Below are 16,422 nucleotides of genomic sequence, written 5' to 3'. Positions count from 1 at the left end.
ATTGCTTGCTATTAGGTATGATCCGTCTCACGGCAAAAAGGTGACAGAAAATGCAAAAAAGAAACCGCTGTGGTTTCCACAACGGCTACTTCGCTATCGCTCTACAAAAAATGCTGCATCCAAATATTCGGCTCGATGTATACCACTTCGTCCTTTTCCACGTCAACCTGTACGGGAACTAATGCGTCTGGAATGATGTACGATCCAGACTCGGGAAATTTCATCCCTGTCCAGCTTTCCCAATCTGTCAGACTTCCTCTGATCAGCATGGATTCCGGCGCTACCTGCATGATCGTCGCACCCAGTTTCCAATGCGTGCGCACCCACGGATCAAACGGAGCGTCATCGGTCGTTTTCCACTGAACATACGTGTCCATGGGCGTGAGCGGGTACTTGTGCTTGAGCGATGGACGTACGGGTGCCACCAAGTACGCCAAGCCATTTTCCTTGGCGATATCCTTCATCGCCGTAACCATCTGCTTGCTCAGACCGAGTCCGCGATAGCGGGGATCGATGGAGATGGAGAGTGCCGATAATGCATTTGGCTGTTTTTCTTGGCGGTAGTCTTCAATCCCTTGCAGAAAGACATCATCCCAGCCTTTTGGGAGTCCTTCCACAGTGCCATCCCAATAAAACGGAATCGCATTTCCTACAGCCATCACCTTGTCAGCCTCGTCCGTCAGCACGAACTGATAAGGCGAGAACCAGTCATACAAATGATTGTAATATTCATTCGCCACTTCATCATTGAGCATGAAGGCAGACCAGCTTGCCTCGATTAGTACATCAGCTTGATCATCTAGATCTGATCTTTGTGCGAAAGTGTAGATGTTGTATGACATGCTTGGAATCCTCCTACGAACTCAGATGTCTAGCTTCCCATCTAATCCCTATTCGAGTTTCTTCGACATTTTCCTCTTGCGTGTGTCACACATCGCTTCATGCACGTTCTAAAAAAGTGTGTTCAAAATATGTTTTGAAATTCGGATACAAAAAGATCAGTGATTCTTTCAATTCGTTGCGTTCTGTATTTTCTTCATCCATTTCAAACAAAATTTCATGGTCAATTTCATAGATGCCACACTTCTCTTCATCCGGGCTTTCTTGCAAATCGATACATCGTATTTTTCCGTACTCTGTATCCCATGAAAAAGGAAGGTACCCTAACTTGCAAAGCAATGGATTGTACATATCCTTAATACGATCGAATGGCTCATCGATCCCTTGTTCAGGAATGACGTCGAAATAATGATAGTAAGTAGAAATGAAGGCTTTATACCACTCCGGAAAATTCAGCCCAAATTCTTCTTCGAGTGCAGCTACATCCTCCTGACTTACGGTAGAAGGAACTAGCTTCCATCTGGACCATTCTTCATCGATATCAGCTACCTTCATGACATCAGGGACGTCTGGTCGCATCCATCTGCAAAAACCTTCTTCTGTCACTTGGTTATATCGGGCATAGTAAGCTTCAAAAGCATTCTTGATATACTCTTTTCTATCCATCTAGCAAGCCTCCGTTTTTTATAGGAAGTCCGTTCTTCCACAATCGCTTCGTTTCCACGAGTACCTCATCCTGAAATTCCATTTTGTATATATCAGGCTTGGACGTCGTCAATAAAAAATCCAAGTCGTACTGACTGTCAAAGTACCCCATCATCAATGTCATAACGGCACCATGCGTTCCGATTGCAACTTTCTGCCCTTTGTATTTCTCTAAAATGTTTCGAAACGTTCTTACCACACGATTCCGACAAATGGTGATCGACTCTCCCCCAGGCAAAGAAAAGTCTGGCTCAGTAAACATCTTCTTTACTAATGGATACAATTCGTTATCGGCCATGATTTGATTGTCTCCGATAAAAACGAGTTCTCTCAGCTCTTCAAAAACGACGATCTCTTTCCCTACGGACTGGGCTAGTTCTTCTATGGTTGCCACTGCCCTTTGATACGGACTTGAAATGAACGCATCTATCCCCTCGTCTTTTAACAACTGAGTAATGATACGGGCATCTGACCTACCTTTTTCAGTCAGTCCTCGTGTTCTTTCGTCCCCTTCGGTTTTTGGTGATTCTCCGTGCCTGACCATGTAAATATAGGTTTTCATGCCTAACCTCCGTGGTTATTTTCCGCCTAGATCCTTCCTGCAAATATATTACAACAAAAACCCCCTTCCCGGCTTTCACCAGAAAAGGGGCACTCTTAGATTTTGAACCGATGCACGATCTCTTCCATCGTCTGCGTCAAGCCGACATTTCGCTCTGAAATAGCAGCGACCTGTTGGTTGTTATCTGCGATAATGCGAGATTGCTCTGTGATCGCCTCTACACTGTGGGCACTTTTCTCCATCGAATTCGTCACTTGCTCCACGACAGAAACCACACTACTGATTGTGGAATTCAACTCTTCAAAAGACGCATTGAATTCTTCTAGCAACGTATGGAAACGATACGCATCCAAATTGTACTTCTCCGATGTTTCCATCATGCTGTCATAGTCAGGAATGACTCGCGTTTCAATGAAGTCCAATACGCTTGACGAGTTTGCAGCCAGATTGTCTACGGATTCGCCCGCGACCTGGATAATGCGTTGAATATCGATCACGACCTCAGACGATTGCGTAGCCAGTCTGCGTATCTCATCCGCTACGACAGAGAAACCTCTCCCACTGTCTCCTGCACGTGCAGCTTCTATCGCCGCATTCAATGCCAACAGATTCGTCTGCTCAGAGATCGTGAGTATCGCCTCTGCCAACAGGTTGATTTTTTCCATCGATGCCTTCGAGTCCGTGATCGCTATTTCCGTTTGCGCCTTCACATTCAGATAGAGCTCTGTCGTCATTTTATCCGCAGCCAATGCATGTTCCCTCAAATCAGTTGCCCGCGAGCTGACATCCTGCGCGGTCGCAGCGGCTACTTCCGTTCTTTTCGTAATCGAGTGAATGACGGTCTCCATGTCGTTTAAGGTCGCATTCATCTCTTCTGTAGCCGCCATCGTCTCCTGCATATGGGCGAGCAAGATGCCCGTAGCCTCCGCGGTTCCGCTGGACTGCTCGCTTACTTTGTTGGTAGATTGTTTCACGTTCTGCGCATTTTCAGCGACCGAGTGTGACACATCTGTCAGCTTTCTCACAACCTCGCTCAATTGCTCACGCATGACAATGATCGACTGTGCCGTCAATCCAATCTCATCCTGCGAGCTCTGCTCGTTCACCGCCATTTTTTCCCGCAAATCAAATTGAGCCGTCTGCGTAATGATCTCCCTCATTCGATCAATCGGGCGGGTAATCCAGCGACTCAGCAGGAAGGATAGAAGCAACGCTCCTGCCACCGAACATACCAGCTTCCAGACAACAGACTCTAGATTGTCCGCCAGCTTCTGGTTTAGCTTCGTATTGTCATACACAATCTTGATGACGCGTGATCGGCTGAGATCGTTGGGATCTTTGCCTAGCTTGTACGGGACGAGGCGATAAGTGAGATCTTTCTCCTCTGTTTTTTCATAAAACTCTCTGATTTCTTGTGATTGGTATGCTTCCGTAAAAATCGGCAAGTGACTATCGATCACTCGCAAGGCTTTCCCGTCGCTTCCTGTTCTCCCCAAAGCGTACCCATCATGCGAAAAGACCAGAATGTCTTTTACCATGTCGTATTTCTCCGTGATCGCCTGTGACACAGCCAAGAAATTAAAGGTCTGGAAAAGAGCACTATCCTGCAAATTCACACTGACTTCAAACAGGTACTTTTGGTCAGTCGTAGGGAGATAAGCGAACTTTTTAATTTGACCTGTATTGACGGAAACCTCCATGCCGTCGGCAGAAAACTCGTTGCCATCCATCCGCTTTTTCAACAGCTCCGTAAATGCCCCGGCCTTGCTAAAATCAAGCCCAATATCGGTTTTGACGCTAGAATGAACGACCTTGATATTTCGGTCAATGATGAAAATATCCATCCCATATTGCTCACGCAGGGCTGCATAGTCCCACGTCCCCACCGCCGGATTTTGGCGATAGTTGTTCGTTAACACTTGCAATGTTTGTTGCATGCGAGTTTCCATGTCTTTCTCAAAAACGCCGTACGCCATATCCACATTCTTCACTGCATTCGTAACATGATCCTCTACCAGCTGGTACTGTATTGCTTGGTCAGAAATAATATTCGCCTTGAATTGAACATAGTCAATAATAGACAACACAATGGCTACCAGCATCGTAAATAAAGAAATCATCAAGGTAAGCTTAGTACGAAAAGACATCCACATTCGTTTCATAAGTCTGCTCCAAGAGGTTTTATTTTTTTAACATAACTTAACATAATTTACCACATCTTAACTTGTCAATCCTTTCATGAGTTTACTGTATTTTGGCAATATATACACTAAGATTTACCATTAACACCGTGCTTATAGTGTCAATGAACACCGTATGAACTTATGCCCCAAACCGCACTACACCGCCACTTGTTATGTTAAAATCGGCACGAACAAAGATGTGCAAAACGTATGTAGGAGGACACCCACATGCAAAATCGTCAAAACGAAATTATTATTCCTGAAAATCCTGTTTCACACTTCCTGTTCACCAGTACGAAATCCGCTGCGATCTGGTTGATTATCAGATTGTATGTCGGTTATTCATGGATTACTGCTGGATGGAAAAAAATCCAGTCCGAAAGCTGGACTGGAGATGCGGCTGGCGGAGCGATTCAAGGTTTCGTAAAAGGCTCCTTGGCAAAAGCAGCCGAAGGAAAGGACGTAACCGGGTGGTACGCCTGGTTCCTGGAAAACGTCGTATTGCCAAATGCTAAGGTATTCGGCTTCTTCGTCGCTTATGGTGAGGTACTCGTCGGACTCGGCTTGATCCTCGGATGCCTGACAGGGATCGCAGCGTTTTTCGGCGGCTTGATGAACGTCAGCTTTCTGTTCGCAGGAACGGTCAGCACCAACCCACTCCTTTTTATTTTTGCTACTTGGCTCGTTTTGGCTTGGAAGGTTGCGGGCTGGTATGGTCTTGATCGCTGGGCGCTTTCTTATCTCGGAACACCTTGGACGAGAAAATCGCGCGACGGTGTTTTGCCGATGAACAAGTAATCCTTTCTTTCCTCTCGAATGACAAAGCCACCTTTTGCGGGTGGCTTTTGTTGTCCCTTCAGTTCAATCGTTGCTGACGTAACGGACAAATTGTATGAATTTATTCCAACATGTACCCGTGATTTTTAATGAATATTTATACATGATGTTGAATGACTGTCTGATTGCTGTGCATTATTCTTTTGAGGAACTATAATTTTCTTATTTTTCAAATAATTAAACAGGAGGACTGTATGAACAAGTGGCTACTAGGCATTTCTACTGCTGTTTTCTTATTTAGTCTCTCAATCGGCTGTAGCTCAAAGCCCGCCGACAATCTCCAATCCCCCTCAGCGGAAACGACAGCAAAGCCTACTACCTCAGAGCCAATGGTCTTGCAATGGAGCATCACCGGGGAGCCGTCTACGATGGATGCCGGCATTGCAACAGATTCGACCTCGATGGACATGATCAACCTCACCTTCGAGGGACTGACCACTGTCGACCGTCAAGGCCAGATGATCAACGCCATCGCGGAGAGCTACACGCATACTCCTGACTTCACTCATTTTACTTTTACCATTCGAAAGGACGCCAAATGGAGCAATGGCGACCCTGTAACCGCTCACGATTTTGAGTACGCCATCAAGCGCAATCTCGACCCCAAAACCGCTTCCGGCTACGCGTATCAGCTCTTCTATATCAAAGGGGGCGAGGATTTTTACTCCGGAAAAGGCAAGCCAGAAGACGTCGGGGTAAAGGCAAAGGACGACTACACACTCGATTTCACCTTGCGCTCACCAACACCGTTCTTCCGCGAATTGACCTCATTCACTACCTACTACCCGCTTCATAAAAAGACCATCGAGAGCAACCCCCAGTGGGCAACAGAAGCCAAAACAATTGTGGGCAATGGCCCGTTTGTGATGGATAAGTGGGAGCATAAATCCAAGCTCACCTTCAGCAAAAGCCCTACTTATTGGGACAGCGCCAACGTCAAGCTTGATCAGATCCATATTGTCATCATCGAGGATAACAACACCGCCCTGTCCATGTTTGAAAATGGCGATCTGGATTGGGGTGGCTACCCTTCCTTTGGCTTGTCGCCGGATGCCGTTGGTCAGCTCAAGGAAGAGGGCAAGCTGCTCGTCGCAGATAACCCAGGTACCAAAGCCGTCATCTTCAATACAAAGAAACCCCCTTTTACCAATAAAAAAATTCGCCAGGCGTTTTCGTATTCGATCAACCGACAGCAATTGGTGGATAACATCCTACAGACTGGTGTTCTGCCCGCTTATGGCTGGGTTCCCGTTTCCATGGGGTTGAATCCGGACGGCTACTTTAAAGAGGATGTGGCGAAGGCCAAGCAGCTCTTGACAGAAGGCATGGAAGAGCTTGGGCTGACTCAATTCCCTAAAGTCACGTACTACTACGACACCGGAGAAACGGACAAGAAGTTGGCTCAAGCACTCCAGGACGAATGGAAGAAAACACTGGGGGTCGACATAGACATTCGCACCTCAGAATGGAAAGTGTTCAACGAGGATGTCCAAAATGGCAAATACGACTTTGGCATCTGGCTATGGGGCGCCGATTTTAACGACCCGATCAATTTCCTCGAAATGTTCAAGGACTTGGGTGGCAACAACGTCGTTCGCTTCGAGCACAAGGAATACCGCGATATGCTCGATAAGAGCTACTATGAGATCGACGAGAAAAAGCGCAAGCAACTGTTGTTTTACGCTGAAAGAATTCTCATGGAAGAAATGCCGCTGGCACCGCTGCACTTCCGTGGCAATGCTTATGTGAAAAACGATAAGGTGAAGGACTTTGTGATCCTCCCTCTCGGCGGTTCCTACTTTAAATACGCCTATATTGAAAAATAATAGAGCGCGGGCATCCTCTCTAGGCGAATCAGATAGAGAGAGATGCCCGCGCTTCCATCATAAATACCGAGCGATCATCCGAACTAACTTTGCAGGGAACTCCTGTAAATTGGTAATATCCAAAAATCTTTCATTCCCATAGATTTCGCTGATCACATCTTTGTCTTGACCGATTGCGGCTGCAAGAAAGGTAACCCCTTTTCGTTCATACTCCTGTATCGTCTGTTTCATATCTGTAACCGCATAGCTTCCGGTATAGTCATCCATTGCTTTCGGTTGTCCGTCACTTATGCTAATCAGCAGTTTTGTCTTTTGGGGGGAAGCGGCTAATCGTTCCGCCATAATTCTTAGAGCCATGCCATCGCGATTATTGCTTCTGGCATGAATCCTCATTAACCGGAAGCGATCATTGGCATCCGCTTTATCAAAGTCGGCATAGGCAAAGATCGACATTTGCTCCAATCTGGAAACATCCGCCGTATCGCCGTAGATCAAAATGGGAATATGACAAAGCTGACAATATTCATATACCGCGATTACTGCTCGTTTTGCTGCTTCTAATCTCCCGTAAGCTGACATCGATGCAGACTCATCAACCCTAAGACCAACTACAAGAGAAGGGGATTCCGTTGGCGGACGTTTCTTGGCAAAATACTTGTAATCCTTGTAAGCAACGCTGTCTGCTTGAAATTTGCTGCCATAGTAACGATTCCTCGAAAAGTCGGAAGAGATCTCATGTTCCAGATACGGAAGTGTCTTTCTGGCGATCTCTTGCACGATCGGCATGAGTCCCTGACAAAGACGAACATATTCCTGTTGGTTTTCCTCATCGTAGTCTGGACGGTGAACAATGAGCTTTACTTTTTGATGAATGGAATCGGAAATGACCTCTCTTGCCTCTCGATTCAGCTTTTTACGGAAATCACGTTCCTTTTGTTTGGCTTCCTCTGACATGGATTCAGGATTTGCCTGATGATAGTTGGGAGAGCCATCTTCACCCAATCCCGAACGTTCCATATGAGTAGAATCATCATCAGAGACACGGGAAGAGCTTTCGTCCCCATCGGCAGATTTTTTCAAGGCGATTCCCTTTTCTTCTATTTGGTTGTCTTTGCTAAAACCAGTGTCGTCAATATCTCCCCATGTCCTTATCTCTACGGCGTCGTCAGATTTTCGTTTTTTTTTTGCTCAATCTCTGCTTCTTCCAAGCTGGCAAGCAAACCATGATTTTTCAGGGCTTCTTCCAGAAGTTTTATTTCTTCCGAATCGGTTGTGATCTTGTAGATGACTTTATGATAAAGGGATTCTTTTGCGGAGGCTCCTCCGGCAATCGCATCCACCCAGTAGAAAAAGGAACGCATTCCAGCCACGCCCTTGATCGCATTGGCCCGCGCTGTTCTGTCTAAAACGACAATCATGTCCGCTAAAATACCCAACATCTTTCCATCCTGAAAACCAGTTTTGGCCATTACACGTTCGATCATGATTTCTTTGGTCGGCAGGTCCATCTTTTCCGTATGCTGAACCCTGTCTCGCAGCGCTTCGTTTAACGGTCTGGTTCCCGCATAACTGCGGTTTGTCGTGATAACCGCGATGAAGTCCGGGTGCCTGCGTATAATCTCGGTGGGAAGATTGATGCTCCCATCCAGCTCCAAGGCAGAGTTTAATGCCATTAACACCGCCGCATCACGAATAACGTTTGGTTCTTGAATTTCCAGCAGATAACCGTTTTGATAGGCTCTGACGATCTCGGAAGGGTAAAATCGGTACTCAATCGCTTCGCCATCGTTGTTTTCCGCTGCTGCACGCTCCAATAATTGCTTCATTTTTAAGGCAGCCTGTTCCTGTGTAATCCCCAGTGCTTCCATCAAAATGTCAGATATACTTTGAAACCCATCGCTTTCATATAAGGCTTTCCATAGCGTTTGCTCGGCAGGCTCCATTTTCTCTAGACGTTCAGAAGAAATGACTGGCAAAATAGCGCCGATAATATCCGATTTATCCATATCAGCAAAACAAGTCACTTTTGTATACGGCAGCCCGAAATTAGCGGATAATGCCTTGGCTAATTGTGTTTTCCCAGAACCCGCGTCACCTTCTAACAATAGATTGGCGATTTTCATTTCCCCGCGATGCCAATTGCGTTTGACTTCTTTACTAATGCGCTGTTCTTCTTCACTGACCTTATGCGTGGATGGCTTTTTCCAAACGAGCTTTTTTTCTGCATCCGTCAGCTGTCTTTCGGGTGACAGATGATCGTTTTCATTTTCAGTCATTACATTTCTACTCCCTTCATAGCGCTGGGCCACTCTGATCTTTGCCCCTTTTCTCAACAAATAGAGGAAGCAGCAAAGCCGCACCGATTATAATCAAAACCCCGCTCACCACATATACCGCAACGAGGGATAACGTCTCCTTTAAATAGCCGGATATAAACATGCCAATCACCATCATCCCCATAAAAACAGGCGTGATCGTACCAGATACCCGGCCCATAAATGCCCCTTCTGTGTTCCGCACAAGCAGCGTCTGGATTCCGCTTTGAATACAAGGGAAAAAGAAACCGCTGATCACTAATAGAACAATCATCAACCAAATCGATGTGGTAGCCCCCATTACCATCGTGCAAACGGCAGAGACAAGCAAGCCTACCATAAGCAACATCTGTGGCCTTACCTTTTTGGCTATCCCGATGATAAGAGCCCCTCCTGCCAACATGGCTGCTCCATTGGCCATAACCAACCACTGCAAAAATTGTTTGTCCCGTCCCAAATTCTCGATGACAAGAAAGATTTGAAGCGGCTGTGTCAGACCTGACGCCAATCCGACAGCGAAGAAAGTCAAACAGAGAGTTCGTAAGGATTGATTGGACCCGATATAGCGCAGTCCGGCCTTCAATTCTTCTATGAAGCCGCCGGCATCCTCAGACTTCGGTTCCTCCGCGTCACGGGGAAGCGTCGCTAAGATAAGGGAAGACCCTAGGAACAGAACGGCCGTCAAAATCAGAGAGACTGTAATTCCAAACTGGATGAAAATAAACGTGCCGATGACCGGACCTAAAACCGTAAAGACAGCGACAAGCGTTTGGGACATAGCCATTGCGCCCTGCAATTGTTCAGCCGGTACATGCCGCTTGTAAAGTTTCATGGCCGAGGGCTGAGAAAATTGAGACAGGCTGGCGGAAATAAAGGTTCCGATGAGTAGTGCCACCCATCCCCCATTCATGAGTGTAAGCAATACAGCCCCGACGGACACGGCAGACAGCAGATCGCTCCAAACCATTGTCCGCTTCGGTCGCCATCGGTCAGCAAAGGTTCCGCCAATCAGGCCGAATAGAAAAATCGGGGCGAATTCCGCAACCGAAATCAGTGATACATAAACCGAATTGTTATTCGTCAATTCGCTAACGAAAAGAAGAACGGCATAATTCCGGATCCAAATCCCCAAATGCAGTAGCACGCGGGAGAGGACAATCGTCCGAACATACACATTGGAAAACATTTCAATACCCCATATCCTTTAATAGTTTTGATAATGTGCGTAGGCGTTCGCTGATCATCTCATCGTCGTTACTCAGCCCTTGGCTGAACAGCTTCATATCTTCATGAAGACGCTCATTGTCCGTACAAATCGCCACGTTCATTGCATCCCCTTGCAGGGCAACCCGGTCGATGACGGGCTCCTGTGGGTCATAATAATGCTCATATCTGTATGCGTCGCGAAAGTGGGCCAAAGACCGACAAATCAGTATGGACATATCAAGAACGCGATGGAGAGGCAGTTCCTCTGATTGTTTCGACCATTCTTCTCCCGTGTATCTCCATACTTTGGCAGATAGATCGACCTTTCTTCTGGAGCTGCCCTCCGACACTCCCAGAGAAAGTGCTTTCGCATCTGTGTTCCTGGCGAATCGACCATCAACACGCTCATAGTTATCCGACATGACAACAGGCTTATGGTTCAAGTTCGTCGGTATTTTCATTTCCGTTCCCTCTTTTCGTTTGATTATTGCTCTTTCTTTTTTTCCTGGTGGTATCCGCGTTCTCCGTACGGCTGGATCTGGTCAAGCCATTTTTGTTCCAGTTTCTTCAGGGCATCCTTTTCATCAAAGTATCCGTCTTCCTTCTTTTTCAAAACCTCCAACACTTCAAAGACGAATGCCTCTTCTCCGTATTCATTCCATTCCTGTTGAAGCTGTTTGTTTATATGCGAACCCATTTTGAGAGTGAACAGCTTTCCGTTCATCGTCTTGAGGTTGCGGGTGACGCTGATCCAGACTTTTTGGTTTTGCGTGTTTTTGATCTGATACACCCCTGCCTGCGTTTCCGATTCTTTATACAGTTGTTTCAGTTCTTCTCGATTCATCATTTCTCCCCCAGTTTTTCATGAATGGATTTAACTAGACAAAATTTGTTTTTGTTTATTATTTAATAAACATAATGATTCATCGTCCCTTGATTGTCAAGTGCACAAAAAAACACCGGAACATGTCCGGTGCCTAATTTGGGTCGGGTTACAACGAGTACAGGGCCAATGAATCTCCAATAAACAATTGTGGAAAATGTCTACGCAAATGCTTGTAGAGACTCCCCTTCTATAACGTTTTCACCATATAATAGCGATCGTTTCCACTACCATATTCCGCAATCCGTGTCTCGATAACCGCAAAGCCTGCTTTTTGATAGAGTCCGACTGCTCCAGTATTATCAGGGCTTACAGTTAGACAAATCTGACGGAACCCATCCTCACGCAGCTGCTCCAGCAATTGGTTCAAGAAAGAGAACCCATACCCCATCCCTTTCCGATCTGCCCGGATGTAATACCCATACATGTAGCACTTGTCCGGCTGACGAAAATCCCTCAAGAGCTGGCATACCCCGACAGGATATGCCTCCTCTGCTTCCATGAAAAGTGCAACACAGCCATGTCTCGCGAGTGGTACGAGCACCCATTCATCAATCGCTCCATGTGGGCCAAAAGCCTCCTGCTCCATTGCCTTGATCATCTGAAGCTGGCTCTCTGTCAATGACTCGACGATTTCTATGCGCGTATTTTGCATTCAGTCCTCTCCCTATACGGGTTGCCGCTTCGCTCCGATGACCTGCTCTGACTTAACCGTTATATCGGCAAGCACCGCTTCGTCTAGCTCTACACCTAAGCCTGGCTGATCTGTCACGACAATCTGACTTCCGTGAATCGTAAGCTCGGCCACATCCCGCGAAATGAACGTAGGTCCTGCCAACTCATTGGAAATGATGTTTTTCTTCGCCAGTGACAAATGTGCACCAGCTGCACTGCCAATCGAGGACTCCAGCATCGAACCGATCTGACACTCCATCCCGGCCATTTCCGCCTGATTCACCAATTTGAGAGCAGGATAAATCCCTCCACTTTTCATGAGTTTGATGTTTACTTTATCTGCAGCTTTCTTCGCGATGACTTCCCGCATTTCCTTTGTCCCGTGCAATCCCTCGTCTACCATAATTGGAGTAGTCGTTTGCTTGCGAATATCAGCCAGAGCCTCAAGATCATCTGCCAAGACAGGCTGCTCCATCCAATCAATGTGACAATCCTCGATCTGTTTCATAACAAGCAAGGAGTTCGCACGGTTCTCCCAACCTTGGTTGGCGTCCACCCGCAACCCTACGTCAGGACCAACTGCCTGCCGAACAGCCCGAATTCGCTGGATATCTGTCTGAAGATCAGCTCCCACTTTTATTTTGATCGAGTCATACCCGGCTGCCACTGCTTGCCTGGCTTCAGCTGCCATGACCTCTGGCTCTAAAATGCTTAACACATACGGGAAGGAAAGAGTCGTGTGATATTTACCACCCAGGAAATGGTATACGGGTTGACCAGCTGCCTTGCCCATCAGATCATAGCAAGCGATATCGATGGCGGCTTTTGCTGCTGGTACTCCCCAAACAGCCTGGTTCATCTTCTCGTGGATTCTCTCGATATCAAACGGATTCTCACCGATCACAACAGGCGCCAAGTTATGAACGAGCATTGTATAGGTAGACTCCCATGTCTCTCCGGTGACATTTTGATCCGGTACCGCTTCTCCTAGCCCGACCAGGCCATTGTCTGTCTCCACTTTTACAATAATGGACGGCATATCCTCATAGGAGGCGTACGCGATGATAAATGGGCGTATTAGCGGCAACCTTATGGCATGGACACATACTGACGTTATTTTCATACTCGACTCCCCTCCGCAGCAGCTACTCGTGGAATGATTCGATAATAAAGAGACATGGCTTTAACAGTGCCATCTTCGCCTTTTACAAAGCCAACTGTCAGCTCGCTTCCCTCTCTATCGGTGATAAATTGATGCTCCCCAATTGGTCGCAATAGACAGTTCAGTTGTTTTCCTCCACCAAACACATCCGACGTTTTATCTATCATCATCAGGACATCCTCTACCAGATATACGATGATATCCACGCCTTCCCCACTGACGTATCGACCGACATACTCTTCTAATTGGGGAAGAGGGACGCTGTATGTCTCGAATTGGTACTGTGGCGTATTCAATGGACGCCCTTCTACGGCATGGAGTGCTGTCAATGTGGCTTTTTCGACGGGGCTTCCGATCAAATTGGCCAAAGCCATGGATGTAATTCCCCGCTCTGGAACAATCGCTAAATGGGCGGCGACACCTTTGATCGCTCCACCGTGCTTGATCAAGGTCCCCCCATAGTAGTCGGGTTGAATAGATAAGCCATACCCGTAGTACCTGCTGTAGCTGTTCTGGACATGCGGATAGATCATTTGTTTGACGCTCTCCTCAGATAAAATCCGTTCTTTGCCCACACATCCGCCCGTACGGAATATTTCAGCGTAGTTCAACATGTCATGCACTGTTGAATTCAAATGCCCCGATGCCGCTACCAGTAGCCCATCCTCCCAATTTGGATCAGGGTAAATCTCAGATACGCCATTACTCTCTTTAAAATGATAGATGGTCGTTACATCCGGTAGGTGTGGCAGATCGCTCAGAAGAAAGGTGCTGCTCTTCATGTCTGCTGGTTCCAAAATATGCTCTTTGACATAAACGTCATACGATTTCCCACTCACTCTGGCTATGACCGCTCCCAGGAGAGAATAGCAATCATTTGAATAGCTGAACAATTGTCCTGGAGAGCCCACCAGTTCATAATCTGCCAGAGCAAGAGCATCCATCAGCTCTTCGAATGTGTAGATCGGTTTCTGGTACTCCTTTTTCAAGTACCGGTGTATAGGGTTATCTTCGTCAGGCATGTCATCGAGCATGGAGTTGCGAATCGCCAGGTTATCAATGGGCAGAGGCGGCATGCCCGTCGTGTGCGTCATAAAATGGTGGATTGTCATCTGCTCCGTTTTTTGACGATCCGGGGTACGGAACTCAGGGAGGTACTTGATCACCGGATCATGAACAGAGAGCTTCTTCGCTTCCTGTAGCTGCATGATCGCCATGCATGTAAAGGACTTCGTAACGGAGGCCAATCCCATCACGGTATCAGGCGTGATTTCGAGTTCCTTTTCACGATCACGATAGCCAAAGCTTTTGCGAAACAGGCTCTGCCCATTCAAATTCACCCCCATGACGAAGCCCGGAACTCTGCCTTCCTTCATTTCTTTGTCAACCAGTTCTTCCCATTCTACTAACCAGCCTTGCTGTCTCATTTTTTCCACCTCTTTCGAATGTTGTCATACCATGCCCTACTCGTTCACCCACATGTCCTGAATAATTAAGGAGGCTAATGGATTTGGTTTGACCCCTTGAATCCGGTTACTGACGACCACGAATGTTTTTGCGGAATAGAGCGGAATCCAATAGGCCTGTTCCACGATTCTTTTTTGAATGTCTGCAAAAACCTGCTGTCGCAGTACTTGATCTGTTGTCGTTCGTCCTTTATTTAGCAGGCTATCGAGCTGTTGATCACTGAGGCGAAAGAAATTCAAGCCCCCGATCTGACTCGAATGCAGTAACAAGTGCAAAATATCTGGATCGACACTGCCATGACTCGTTGAGAACAAATCGAACTCGCCCTTCAGTGCCTGTTCAAGAGCTGTCGCTGATTCATACTTTTGGATATGCACTTCGACACCAATCTCTTTGAACATGCTTTGCACCAACTGATGTCCTGGATTTGTATCTTCGGTGAGCATCGTCAGGCTGAGCGTTTTTCCATCCTTTTCCCTTATCCCTTGCGCGTTTGGCTTCCATCCTGCTTCATCCAGCATTTGTCTGGCTTGTTCAGCATTGTACTTGTAGCCGTACTGCTCTACTGCCGCATCGTATCCGATCATCGTTGGTGGGATCGGTCCGTAGACAGGCGCCCCCTCTCCTTGCAAATCCGCCATGATCAATGCGTCTTTGTTGATCGCCAGGTTCAGTGCTTTTCTCACGCGGACATCCTGCAAGATTTCATTTTCCAAATTCATCCCAATGAAGTACTCTGCAGGCTGCATTCCTTCCAGCACCGTAAAATCTTTGTGATCCTTGTATTTCTTCGCGTCTTTCGGGGGTACAGTGGCAATATCAATCGTCCCACTGTCGAGAGCAGCCATCATGGTTTGGTTGTCTTGAATAAATTTCAGAACGAACTTGTCAGGTCTTACAGGTCCTTGATTCAGAGCAAAAGGAGCTGCCCATTTATACTCGTCGTTTCGTACCAGTGTGATTGATTCGCCTGTTTTCCAGCTCTCGAATTTCCACGGACCTACCCCCACAGGATTGCGTCCCAGCTCATTTCCGTATTTGTTTCGTGCCTCTATGGAAATAGGTTGCTGGTAGCCGCTATATGTTAAGTTAGAAAGTAACGAAGGGGAGGGCTCATCCAAATGAAAGATCAATGTGGAATCATCAGGAGCTGAAATGGATTTGATCGAGGATACGTCCGGTCCCGTAACCGGTGAGGCTGTTTTTGGATCGAGTGCACGTTCATAGCTTTGCTTAAAAACTTCCGCAGTGAGCGGTGTTCCATCATGGAACTTTACGCCAGAACGTATCTTGAACGTCATGGTCTTGCCGTCTTCCGAGATCGTGTACGATTCAGCCAGATGCGGCTTCAACTCAAACGTAAAGGGATCGAGGATCAGCAGAGCTCCTCCCAACAAGCCCCCAACAAAATTTCCCGCTGGCAACGACGTCTTTTGCGGGTCCAGCGTATCCGGCTCCATCTGGTAGCCCATGGTGATCGTCCCACCCTTTTTGGGCTGGGAGTTTTTTGCTGGTTGATTTGCTTGCTTCCCGTCTGTAGCCGGAGTGGGAGCAGAGCTACAGCCAACGATGGAAAAGACGAGTACACATATGAGTAAAACGCTGCGAATTTGGCTCTTTAACCGCTCTGATAGCATGTCGCGACCTCCATTTTTCGAGTCTTTTCCATTCGAAGCCTACTTTGTCGGTATATAGTCGCTAATTAGATCGGATTGCTTCTTAGATGAGAGATGTGGGGGTCCCGGATTGCCTTCGCAAACG

The 16,422-nt window shown here is 47.0% G+C and carries 15 protein-coding genes; 2 read left to right on the top strand and 13 right to left on the bottom strand.

What is annotated here, in order from left to right; translation table 11 throughout:
* Nucleotides 1–101: 101 nt before the first annotated feature.
* The 4 genes from ODZ53_RS19690 to ODZ53_RS19675 all read right to left on the bottom strand — a co-directional run bounded on the left by ODZ53_RS19690 (nt 102) and on the right by ODZ53_RS19675 (nt 4,269).
* Nucleotides 102–842: a GNAT family N-acetyltransferase gene (locus ODZ53_RS19690; protein ID WP_372679351.1), complete on the bottom strand. Its 741-nt coding sequence runs from the start codon at nt 840–842 to the stop codon at nt 102–104.
* Nucleotides 843–939: 97 nt separating this feature from the next.
* On the bottom strand, nt 940–1,506 hold the full coding sequence (locus tag ODZ53_RS19685) for an SMI1/KNR4 family protein (protein ID WP_372679349.1): 567 nt from the start codon (nt 1,504–1,506) through the stop codon (nt 940–942).
* Nucleotides 1,499–2,107 carry a histidine phosphatase family protein gene (locus tag ODZ53_RS19680; RefSeq protein WP_372679347.1) on the bottom strand — a complete coding sequence of 203 codons (609 nt, stop codon included), beginning with the start codon at nt 2,105–2,107 and terminating at the stop codon, nt 1,499–1,501. Before ODZ53_RS19680 ends, ODZ53_RS19685 begins: the two co-directional genes overlap by 8 nt.
* 95 nt (nt 2,108–2,202) lie before the next feature.
* On the bottom strand, nt 2,203–4,269 hold the full coding sequence (locus ODZ53_RS19675; RefSeq protein ID WP_372679345.1) for a methyl-accepting chemotaxis protein: 2,067 nt from the start codon (nt 4,267–4,269) through the stop codon (nt 2,203–2,205).
* Nucleotides 4,270–4,518: 249 nt separating this feature from the next.
* On the opposite strand from ODZ53_RS19675, the gene ODZ53_RS19670 reads away from it, so the two are divergent.
* Both ODZ53_RS19670 and ODZ53_RS19665 read left to right on the top strand, forming a co-directional pair.
* Nucleotides 4,519–5,088 carry a DoxX family protein gene (locus ODZ53_RS19670; protein ID WP_372679343.1) on the top strand — a complete coding sequence of 190 codons (570 nt, stop codon included), beginning with the start codon at nt 4,519–4,521 and terminating at the stop codon, nt 5,086–5,088.
* Nucleotides 5,089–5,321: 233 nt separating this feature from the next.
* A complete protein-coding gene (locus ODZ53_RS19665) occupies nt 5,322–6,953 on the top strand; it encodes a peptide ABC transporter substrate-binding protein (protein ID WP_372679341.1) in 1,632 nt (543 codons plus the stop codon).
* A gap of 57 nt (nt 6,954–7,010) precedes the next feature.
* On the opposite strand, the gene ODZ53_RS19660 is transcribed toward ODZ53_RS19665, so the two are convergent.
* The 9 genes from ODZ53_RS19660 to ODZ53_RS19620 form a co-directional block, all read right to left on the bottom strand.
* Complete coding sequence (locus tag ODZ53_RS19660) at nt 7,011–8,033, bottom strand: vWA domain-containing protein (protein ID WP_188066634.1); 1,023 nt, start codon at nt 8,031–8,033, stop codon at nt 7,011–7,013.
* Nucleotides 8,034–8,107: 74 nt separating this feature from the next.
* A complete protein-coding gene (locus ODZ53_RS19655; protein WP_372679339.1) occupies nt 8,108–9,229 on the bottom strand; it encodes an AAA family ATPase in 1,122 nt (373 codons plus the stop codon).
* A 16-nt stretch (nt 9,230–9,245) separates the two neighbouring features.
* A complete protein-coding gene (locus ODZ53_RS19650; protein ID WP_372679337.1) occupies nt 9,246–10,454 on the bottom strand; it encodes an MFS transporter in 1,209 nt (402 codons plus the stop codon).
* Between the two features lies 1 nt (nt 10,455).
* On the bottom strand, nt 10,456–10,935 hold the full coding sequence (locus tag ODZ53_RS19645; protein WP_372679335.1) for a DUF6530 family protein: 480 nt from the start codon (nt 10,933–10,935) through the stop codon (nt 10,456–10,458).
* 23 nt (nt 10,936–10,958) lie between these two features.
* The gene (locus ODZ53_RS19640; protein WP_372679461.1) at nt 10,959–11,318 is read right to left on the bottom strand and encodes a GIY-YIG nuclease family protein; all 360 of its coding nucleotides are present in this window, start codon (nt 11,316–11,318) and stop codon (nt 10,959–10,961) included.
* A gap of 229 nt (nt 11,319–11,547) precedes the next feature.
* The gene (locus ODZ53_RS19635; protein WP_372679333.1) at nt 11,548–12,012 is read right to left on the bottom strand and encodes a GNAT family N-acetyltransferase; all 465 of its coding nucleotides are present in this window, start codon (nt 12,010–12,012) and stop codon (nt 11,548–11,550) included.
* A gap of 12 nt (nt 12,013–12,024) precedes the next feature.
* On the bottom strand, nt 12,025–13,155 hold the full coding sequence (locus ODZ53_RS19630; protein WP_372679331.1) for a mandelate racemase/muconate lactonizing enzyme family protein: 1,131 nt from the start codon (nt 13,153–13,155) through the stop codon (nt 12,025–12,027).
* Nucleotides 13,152–14,621, bottom strand: a complete 1,470-nt coding sequence (locus ODZ53_RS19625; protein WP_372679329.1) for a serine hydrolase domain-containing protein — start codon at nt 14,619–14,621, stop codon at nt 13,152–13,154. Before ODZ53_RS19625 ends, ODZ53_RS19630 begins: the two co-directional genes overlap by 4 nt.
* A gap of 36 nt (nt 14,622–14,657) precedes the next feature.
* On the bottom strand, nt 14,658–16,298 hold the full coding sequence (locus tag ODZ53_RS19620) for an ABC transporter substrate-binding protein (protein WP_372679327.1): 1,641 nt from the start codon (nt 16,296–16,298) through the stop codon (nt 14,658–14,660).
* Nucleotides 16,299–16,422: the final 124 nt, after the last annotated feature.

The organism is Brevibacillus sp. BD137, from assembly GCF_041644655.1.
Lineage (GTDB): Bacteria > Bacillota > Bacilli > Brevibacillales > Brevibacillaceae > Brevibacillus > Brevibacillus brevis_D.
This window is presented reverse-complemented; position numbering and strand designations above follow the sequence as displayed.